The 8,890-nt window shown below is 28.0% G+C and carries 9 protein-coding genes and 1 pseudogene; 9 read left to right on the forward strand and 1 reads right to left on the reverse strand.

Annotated features, from left to right (window positions below):
* Positions 1-92: 92 nt before the first annotated feature.
* The 9 genes and pseudogenes from BN899_RS06795 (at position 93) to lexA (ending at position 7,597) form a co-directional block, all read left to right on the forward strand.
* Positions 93-521 carry a hypothetical protein gene (locus tag BN899_RS06795; protein WP_042274035.1) on the forward strand — a complete coding sequence of 143 codons (429 nt, stop codon included), beginning with the start codon at positions 93-95 and terminating at the stop codon, positions 519-521.
* Positions 522-534: 13 nt separating this feature from the next.
* Positions 535-765: a hypothetical protein gene (locus tag BN899_RS06800; RefSeq protein WP_147568510.1), complete on the forward strand. Its 231-nt coding sequence runs from the start codon at positions 535-537 to the stop codon at positions 763-765.
* Positions 766-1,004: 239 nt separating this feature from the next.
* Positions 1,005-1,457 (forward strand): acetyl-CoA carboxylase biotin carboxyl carrier protein, encoded by a 453-nt coding sequence (accB, locus tag BN899_RS06805; RefSeq protein ID WP_042274040.1) that lies wholly within the window; start codon positions 1,005-1,007, stop codon positions 1,455-1,457.
* Positions 1,458-1,473: 16 nt separating this feature from the next.
* On the forward strand, positions 1,474-2,835 hold the full coding sequence (gene accC, locus BN899_RS06810) for an acetyl-CoA carboxylase biotin carboxylase subunit (RefSeq protein WP_042274043.1): 1,362 nt from the start codon (positions 1,474-1,476) through the stop codon (positions 2,833-2,835).
* Positions 2,836-2,891: 56 nt separating this feature from the next.
* A complete protein-coding gene (gene accD / locus BN899_RS06815; protein WP_042274046.1) occupies positions 2,892-3,743 on the forward strand; it encodes an acetyl-CoA carboxylase, carboxyltransferase subunit beta in 852 nt (283 codons plus the stop codon).
* A 34-nt stretch (positions 3,744-3,777) separates the two neighbouring features.
* The gene (locus BN899_RS06820; RefSeq protein WP_242824109.1) at positions 3,778-4,734 is read left to right on the forward strand and encodes an acetyl-CoA carboxylase carboxyltransferase subunit alpha; all 957 of its coding nucleotides are present in this window, start codon (positions 3,778-3,780) and stop codon (positions 4,732-4,734) included.
* Between the two features lie 141 nt (positions 4,735-4,875).
* Complete coding sequence (locus tag BN899_RS06825; protein ID WP_042274048.1) at positions 4,876-5,061, forward strand: H-type small acid-soluble spore protein; 186 nt, start codon at positions 4,876-4,878, stop codon at positions 5,059-5,061.
* Positions 5,062-5,745: 684 nt separating this feature from the next.
* A pseudogene (locus tag BN899_RS20795) lies at positions 5,746-6,838 on the forward strand (tyrosine-type recombinase/integrase).
* A 126-nt stretch (positions 6,839-6,964) separates the two neighbouring features.
* Entirely contained in the window at positions 6,965-7,597 is a 633-nt protein-coding gene (lexA, locus tag BN899_RS06835; RefSeq protein ID WP_042274051.1) for a transcriptional repressor LexA, read from the forward strand.
* Between the two features lie 309 nt (positions 7,598-7,906).
* Here lexA and deoD read toward each other — a convergent pair whose 3' ends face one another.
* Positions 7,907-8,620, reverse strand: a complete 714-nt coding sequence (deoD, locus tag BN899_RS06840; protein WP_042274052.1) for a purine-nucleoside phosphorylase — start codon at positions 8,618-8,620, stop codon at positions 7,907-7,909.
* Positions 8,621-8,890: the final 270 nt, after the last annotated feature.

Below are 8,890 nucleotides of genomic sequence, written 5' to 3' on the forward strand. Positions count from 1 at the left end.
GAAGCTTTTTTAATGTAAATTATTAATTTAAAAGAAATATTTGAGCCTTAAGTAGCATAAGAATGTTATATATGTACTTTAGGGGTGATACAATGAATTTAAGGTTCGCAAATTGGTATACACAAGCACTAGGTGCCACACTTGGAATAATTGCCTGTATATATGCATATCTAAATGGATTTATGTTTGTATATGGTAATATAGACAATTACTTTGATTTCCTAGGGTTTGACGGCATCATTTCTAGTTATATTTTAACACCTTTATGCATTTTAACTTTGGTACTAGCTATTATAAAAGCTTATAAGCCAAGTATAAAAATTTTCAATATGCAATTGGATAATATAAATATATTTTTTATTGTTACTACAGTAATAGTAGGATTTATGGGTGCTAAAATATACTTCACTATACCAGCTCTACTTATAACTTTTAATTTATTTAGTTATAAACTAGAGGATAAAATATTTGATATTAAAGCTATAGGAGAGGATTCTACCGAAAAAAAGTGCTACTTTTAACCATCAAGAACAAATGTTCGCCGTGAAAAAAACTAGCACTTTAGAAGAAAACAATAGTTTACCTATTAATCTAGAAAACAATATTGAAAGCAAAGCAATTGAAAGAAATATTAGAATAGCTATGGCAAAGAAAGAGATGGCTATAGATCTATTAAATAAAAATGCTAATATTGATTTTATTACAGAAATAACTGGATTAAAAACAAATGAAATAGAAGAAATTAGAAAAGAAATTAAAAATTAAGTTGAAATTTAAAAACTTAATATCTATAATTATCTCAAAGATATTAAAGTAATTCATTTTGATTATAGCATCAATAGCGTATCAATAGCTCGGTTAGTTGAGTTACTTTAAAAAAGTGTTGATGATTTCATCAACACTTTTTTTATTGAAAAATATAGGGTAGTGGGAAATTTTGTTTACAAAATCTTTTTTTGTGATATAATATTAGTACCAGGTAATAATACAAGGGGGTAACACAAATGAATATGAATGAAATTAAAGATTTATTAAAAGTTATAGACCAAACTAATTTGGAATATGTGAAACTTGAAAGTAGCGAATTAAAGCTTGAAGTATCAAAACAAGTTAATTCTATCAATCAAAATTCTTTAGGTGTAAGAGAAAGTTCTGAAGAAGATATAATACCTAAAGCTTATGAATATATTGAGAAAAACATTAATAATGATGATAATTTAATTGTAATAGAAGCTCCTTTGATGGGAACGTATTATTCATCTCCAAGCCCTGAAGCAGATATATTTGTAAAGGTAGGAGATGTAGTAAGCGAAGGTGATACTTTGTGTATCCTCGAAGCTATGAAGCTTATGAATGAAATTACAAGTGATATAGATGGTGAAATAATAGAAGTTTTAGCCAAAAATGAAGAATTAGTGGAGTATAACCAACCTCTATTTAAAATAAAACCACTATAGGTAGGAGGTATTTAATATGATAAAGAAAATACTAGTAGCAAATAGAGGAGATATAGCCGTTAGAATAATTAGAACATGTAAAGAACTAGATATAAAAACAGTAGCTATATATTCTGATGTTGACAAAGATTGTTTTCATAGATACATAGCAGATGAGTCTATATGTATAGGCCCAAATAACATAAGTAAAAGTTATAACAATATAGATAATATAATATATCTTGCTCTTAAGCTTAATTGTGATGCAATACATCCAGGATTTGGCTTTTTATCTGAAAATGCAGAATTTGCTAGAAAATGTGAAGAGAATGGAATTATATTAATAGGCCCTAAAATGGAGCAGATGGTTTTAATGGGTGATAAATCTAAAGCTCGTGAAACTATGATGAATTTAGGCATACCTGTTGTTCCTGGATCAAGTGGTGTTTTAAGTAACAAAGAGGAGGCTTTATCTCTTGCTAATAAAATTGGATATCCAGTTATAATAAAAGCATCTAATGGTGGCGGTGGAAAGGGTATGAGAATCGTTACTTGTGAAGACGATTTGTTTTCAAGCTTTGATATGGCAAGTTCTGAAGCTTTAGCTGCTTTTTCAAGTAGTGATTTATATATGGAAAAATTTATAGAAAATCCTAGACATATAGAAGTCCAAGTATTTGGAGATGCCTTTGGAAATGCCATACATTTAGGAGGAAGAGATTGCTCTATGCAAAGACGAAATCAAAAAGTTTTAGAAGAATCTCTTAGTGGCTACCTAAATGAAAAAGAAAAGGATCATTTATATAAAACAGCGATAGATATTGTTAAGGGAATAGGTTATTTAGGAGCAGGAACGATTGAATTTATAGTAGATAAAAATAAAAAGTTTTATTTTATAGAAATGAATACAAGAATACAAGTTGAACATCCAGTAACAGAGATGATTACAGGAATAGATCTTATAGATCTTCAAATTTTAATTGCAAATAATCAAGCTATACCTTTTAATCAAAATGATATCACTTTTAGAGGACACGCTATTGAATGTAGAATAAATGCTGAAAATCCATCTTTAAATTTTAAACCTTGCCCAGGTAAAATAGAATCAATAAACATACCTGGTGGTTTCGGAGTTAGATTTGATACATTTATATATACAGGATATACAATACCACCTATTTACGATTCAATGATAGGAAAACTTATATGCTGGGCTGAGGATAGAGATCAGTGTATAAAGAAAATGAATAGAGCTTTAGATGAAATAATAATAGAAGGTATAAATACTAATACAGAATTTCAAAAAATGCTTATAAATTGCACTGAATTTATAGAAGATAAACATCACACTAAGTTTATAGAAAAAGAATTTGTATTAGAAGTAGCCAGTACAGTATAAATGCAATGTATAGATTTTAAAATTATATATACATTTCTAAAGGGAGTTAATAAATTATGATAAAGAAGTTTTTGTCGCCAAAAGAATCTAAATACGTTACAGTTCCTTTAAATAATAACTTTAAAGAAAATAGTGTAGATGATAGATTTTGGATTTATTGTAAAGGATGTAATGATCATGTATTCAGAAAAGATATCGAAGAAAATTTAAATATATGTCCAAAGTGTTCAAGACACTATAAATTTAAAGCTCGTGATAGAGTAAATTTATTATCTGATAAAGGTAGTTTTAATGAATTTCAATTTAATATAGATGTTCAAGATCCACTAAGCTTTCCAAAATATATAGATAAATTAAACTTATACAAAGAAAAAACTAAAGAAGACGAAGCAGTTATTTGTGGTGTTTGCGAGATTAATAAAATTAAAAGTGTAATTTGTGTGATGAATCCTGACTTTATGATGGGAAGTATGGGATCTATCGTTGGAGATAAGATTACATATTCAATAGAATATGCAGCTGATAATAATCTACCTATAATCATTTGTAGCGCCTCAGGAGGGGCTAGAATGCAAGAAGGAATGGTTTCTCTTATACAGATGGCTAAAACGTCTCAGGCACTTTCTAAATTAGAAAAAAAGTCTCTTCCGTATATATCTGTATTAACAGATCCTACTACAGGTGGAGTAACTGCTAGCTTTGCCATGCTTGGAGATATTATAATTTCAGAACCAAATACTTTAATTGGGTTTGCAGGTCCAAGGGTTATAGAACAAACTATAAACCAAAAACTTCCAGAAGGATTTCAAACATCAGAATTTTTATTAGAACATGGTTTTATTGATATGATAATAAATAGAGTAGAGATGAAAGAAACGATATATAAAATTTTATCTCTACATTTATAGTTTAAAAAGTTAACCTGAATAAGGAGGAAATAAGTTGTCTACAATAGCTCTTAATGTAAAAGATAAGATTTATAATTTAGAAGAGGATATAAAGAAGCTTAGATTTATATCTTCTTCTAATGATATAGACTTAAGTGATAAAATAAAAAGCTTAGAAGATAAGCTTCTTCAAATTAAAAACGAAATTAGAGTAGAAATCTCACCATATGAAAAAGTAACTTTAAGTAGAGATATTAAAAGGCCTACTACAAAAGACTATATTAATAATATTTGTTCTGATTTTTTTGAACTTCATGGTGATAGATTGTATAAAGATGACCCATCAATCATAGCTGGAATTGGTAAAATAGATAGATTTAATGTTACAATAGTAGGGCATCAAAAAGGAAATGATGTTAAAGAAAACATAAAACGAAATTTTGGAATGCCACATCCAGAAGGGTATCGAAAAGCACTTAGACTTATGAGGCAAGCTGAGAAGTTTAGTAGGCCTATTATAACTTTCATCGATACACCAGGAGCATTCTGTGGTCTAGAAGCTGAGGAACGTGGTCAAGGTGAAGCAATTGCTAGAAATTTACTAGAAATGAGTAAATTATCTGTCCCAATAATCTGTTTTGTTATTGGAGAAGGGGGAAGTGGAGGAGCTTTAGGTATCGGAGTAGGCAATGAAGTATGCATGCTAGAGCACTCAGTTTATTCTGTAATATCTCCTGAAGGATTATCTAGCATTCTATTTAAAGATGCTTCTAAATCTAAAGAAGCAAGTGAAGTAATGAAACTTACTAGCAAAGACTTATATGACCTTGAAATAATTGATAAAATTATCAAAGAGCCTTTTAATGGAGCTCAAGAGAACGTAGAGTATGTATCAAAAGATATAAAGAAATTTATCATAGACAGATTAAATCACTATGAGAAGCTTAGCAAAGAAGAGATCATCGAATTAAGATATAATAAATTTAGAAAAATAGGAAAATGTCTATCATAAAATACAAGAGCGCAAAAGAATTTAGAAGTACAATATTAAATTCTATTGCGCTTTTTATATTTTAGTTAAATATTAACATTAATACTTTATATTCTATTGGTTAATCTAAATATAAAATAACATTATAATAGGAGGATATTTATGCAACTAAGAAGAGCAGCAGAAATAGTTAATTCAGAAGATAAGAATGTTATAGTTTATTATAAACAAAATCCAGTAACTATAGAAAGTGTTGATAATAACATAGGTACAGCTTATGTAAAATCTTTACATGGAAATACGAGATTTGAAGTTGATTTAGAACAATTAAGTGAAATGTATAAGTAATTCATTAAAAATATTTTAATTATTTTAGAATAAAATGTCGAAAATATACCCAATATCTAAATATGCATGCAAAATCAGATATTGGGTATATTTTTATATTCATAATATATAAAATATGCATGCATACAGCCGCACAGTAAATGAAGTAGTAGTAAGTTTATAAAGACTAGTTATATTTTGAATTAAAATCTAACTAGTCTTTAAATGTATATTTTAGGTATAGTTATAAAAATAAAGATATTTTTCTTACGCATATATAAATTTATACCTTTTCACATTCACATAACATATATGGTATTTCATATACACGATTATTTACTCTGTTACATAAATTTATTTTTATATTTTTAAACCATCTATCTAATTTATATATATTAACAATTTACTTTCTTTTACAATATAAAATATATCAGTGTACTAATTTTAACTACATTCTACAACTTATCTATTATAACTATAACCACTATAATGAACTAAAAACATATTCTAATAATACCATTAATTCATACTAATAAAAAACTTACAAAATACATTTTAAGGTATAGTTGAAACCCTATAACCTATATGGTATTTTATACTTATATAAAGTTATATTTGGAGGTAAATTTTGAGCGATAAAAAATTATAAAAATACATAATAAATCTGATAAACCTGATAACATAGTTATTCGTGATAATAATATTATAGAAAGATGTATAACAGTTGAAAATAATCTTCCTAAGTTCATGAAAGATTACTGTATATATTTAAAAGGATCTGTAGCTGTTTCTACTAGACTAGCCTATTTGGAAGATATTCATTTCTTTTGTTCTTATTTAATAGAAATGCAAGAACTAACTATTGCTAAAGAAATAAAGGATATTACTCAGGATGAATTTAACAGTATTAAGGCTAGAGATATAAATCTATTTTTAGGTGATTATTGTTCTAGATACTATAAGCAAACAGAGAGAAATACATTAGTTTTTGAAAATAATAATCGTGCATTAGCCAGAAAAAAAATCATCTATCTCTACCCTTTTTAAATTTCTTTATAGGAATGATCAGTTAGATAATAATATAACTGATGGATTTAATCCTATTAAGCTTCCAAAGCCTCAACCTGATGCTATAAAACGTCTTGAAATTGATGAAGTTGCAAAAATGTTGGATGCTGTTGAAAGTGGCGAAGGTTTAACAGATAAAGAAAAAATCTATTGGAGAAAAACTAAGCTTCGAGATAAAGCGATATTAGCCTTATTCGTTACTTATGGGTTAAGACTTAATGAGCTTCGTGAACTTAATATTTCATCGTTTAACTTTTCTAGAGGTGAGTTTAAAATTTATAGAAAAAGAGGTAAAGAAGTTTTAATGCCTATTAACCATACATGTGAATTAGTAATTAAAGATTATATATATAATGAGCGACCTCAAAGCGAAATTCTTAGCGAAGAAAATAAAGATGCTCTATTTTTATCATTGCAAAATAAACGTCTTAATCCAAAGGCTATCAGACAATTGGTAAAAAAATATACATCTATTTCTATGGATACAACAAGAGATGGTGGTTATAGTCCTCACAAGCTTCGTGCTACAGCTGCAACTAGTTTAATTCAAAATGGATTTTCTATTTACGATGTTCAAAATCTACTTGATCATGATAATGTAACTACTACTCAATTATACGCCGCACATAAAAAACATGTTAAACGTGATATCGTTAATAATTTTGAATGGATTGATGATAATGATCAAAGTACCAATGAAATAAAAGTAGAAATTGAACGTAACATATAATATTTTAATTTCAAGAACAAACGTTTGTATAAAAAAACTTATTGTGCTACAATATAGGTATATTATATTAATAAGGTATTCATCTACTCTTATTAAACTACATCAAGTTTAGAAAGGAGTGATTTTATGTATTTAGATTTAAGTAGTAAACAAATAGCTATATTAGAATTTATTAAAGAACAAATAACGCTAAAAGGTTATCCACCTTCAGTTCGTGAAATGTGTGTTGCGGTTGGTCTTAAGTCAACATCAACAGTTCACTCTCATATGAATAAATTAGAAAAATTAGGATATATAAGGCGTGATCCAACTAAGCCAAGAGCTATAGAAGTTCTAGATTCTAATAAGTCAGACTCTGAAAATGGTCTTAACCAAGAAATACTTCATCTACCTTTAGTTGGACAAGTAACAGCTGGTACTCCAATATTAGCTAGACAGAATATAGAAGAGTACATTCCTCTACCTGCCAACTTAGTCAAAGGAACTGATAACTTTGTGCTAAAAGTTAAAGGTGACAGTATGATAAATGCAGGTATATTAAATGGAGACTATGTCGTAGTTGATAAAAAATCTACTGCATCTAACTCTCAAATAGTCGTAGCACTTATACATAATGAGTACGCTACTGTAAAAAGATTTTTTAAAGAAGATAATATAATAAAACTTAAGCCTGAGAATGATTTTATGGAGCCTATGATATTAAACTCTAAAGATGTTGAATTAGTAGGTATCGTAACAGGTGTGTTTAGAGTAATATAAAAAAGATATGGATATCCATATCTTTTTTACTTAATACATTTATTTAAAAACAGTAAACATATAACTTAGCATAAAAGCTGATATTCCAGCAAATATAAAAGTACTTCCTGTATTTTTAGACTTCTCTAAGTCTTTCCTTTGTTTATCTGTTAAACTTTCTTTTTTTAATAGAATTTTTATACGAAGTCCTTAAAATAATTCCTAATACTATAAAAAACAGTGATAAAATCTTTAACATAGTAATCTCCTCTATTTCTAAAGTTCATAATTGTCTATGTATATTATGATTAATAAGAACTTTAAGTATTATTAAGCTAACTCTAAAGCAATCTCCATCATTTTAGTAAATGCTACTTGTCTATCATGAGCAGAGCATTCTTCTCCTGTAAATGGACAATCTGAGATTGTAAGTATAGCTAAAGCATTAACACCAGCTCTAGCAGCATTCATATAAAGTCCTGCTGCTTCCATTTCTACACAAAGAACTCCCATTTTTTGCCACTTACCAAGTCCGCCTTCTAGTCCTCTATCTGAGTAAAATACATCATTTGAAAGTATATTACCTACAGTTACCTTTGTTCCTTGTTCTTTTGCTGTATCTATTGCCTTTTGCATTAATTCATAGCTTGCTATTGGAGCATAAGTTCCTGGTAAATCAAATTGATCTGCATAGTTTGAGTCTGTGCAAGCGCCCATCCCAATTACTACATCATGTAATTTTAAGTCTGGACTTATAGCTCCTGCTGAACCAATTCTTACTAAATTTTTAACTCCATAAAAATGTATAAGTTCATATGAATATATTCCTATTGAAGGTATACCCATTCCTGAACCTTGAACAGATATTTTCTTTCCTTTGTAATATCCAGTGTATCCAAACATACCTCTTACTGTATTATATTGAACCACATCTTCTAAAAAAGTCTCTGCTATAAACTTAGCTCTTAACGGATCTCCTGGTAATAATACAGTTTCTGCTACATCTCCCATTTTTGCATTATTATGTGGTGTTGGTGTACTCATATTTTGTTCCTCCTTAATTTGTAAAAAATCATAAATATCATTAGATATTATGCCACATAAAATAAAATTTTAATAAAACTTTATTTTAAATGGAAATTTTTTGTTTCTATGATAGTATACTATAAATATATATATTTTTTCAAAATATATTTTCCCAAAATTAAACCTTGTATCCTAAAAATTATATTAACAAAATATATAATAAATTAATTTTATTTTGGGATTTGGAGGGGATTTTTTTGACCAATAATTATAAGCGGGCGAAAGATA

The organism is Faecalimicrobium dakarense (assembly GCF_000499525.1).
GTDB classification, from domain to species: Bacteria; Bacillota; Clostridia; order Peptostreptococcales; family Peptostreptococcaceae; genus Faecalimicrobium; species Faecalimicrobium dakarense.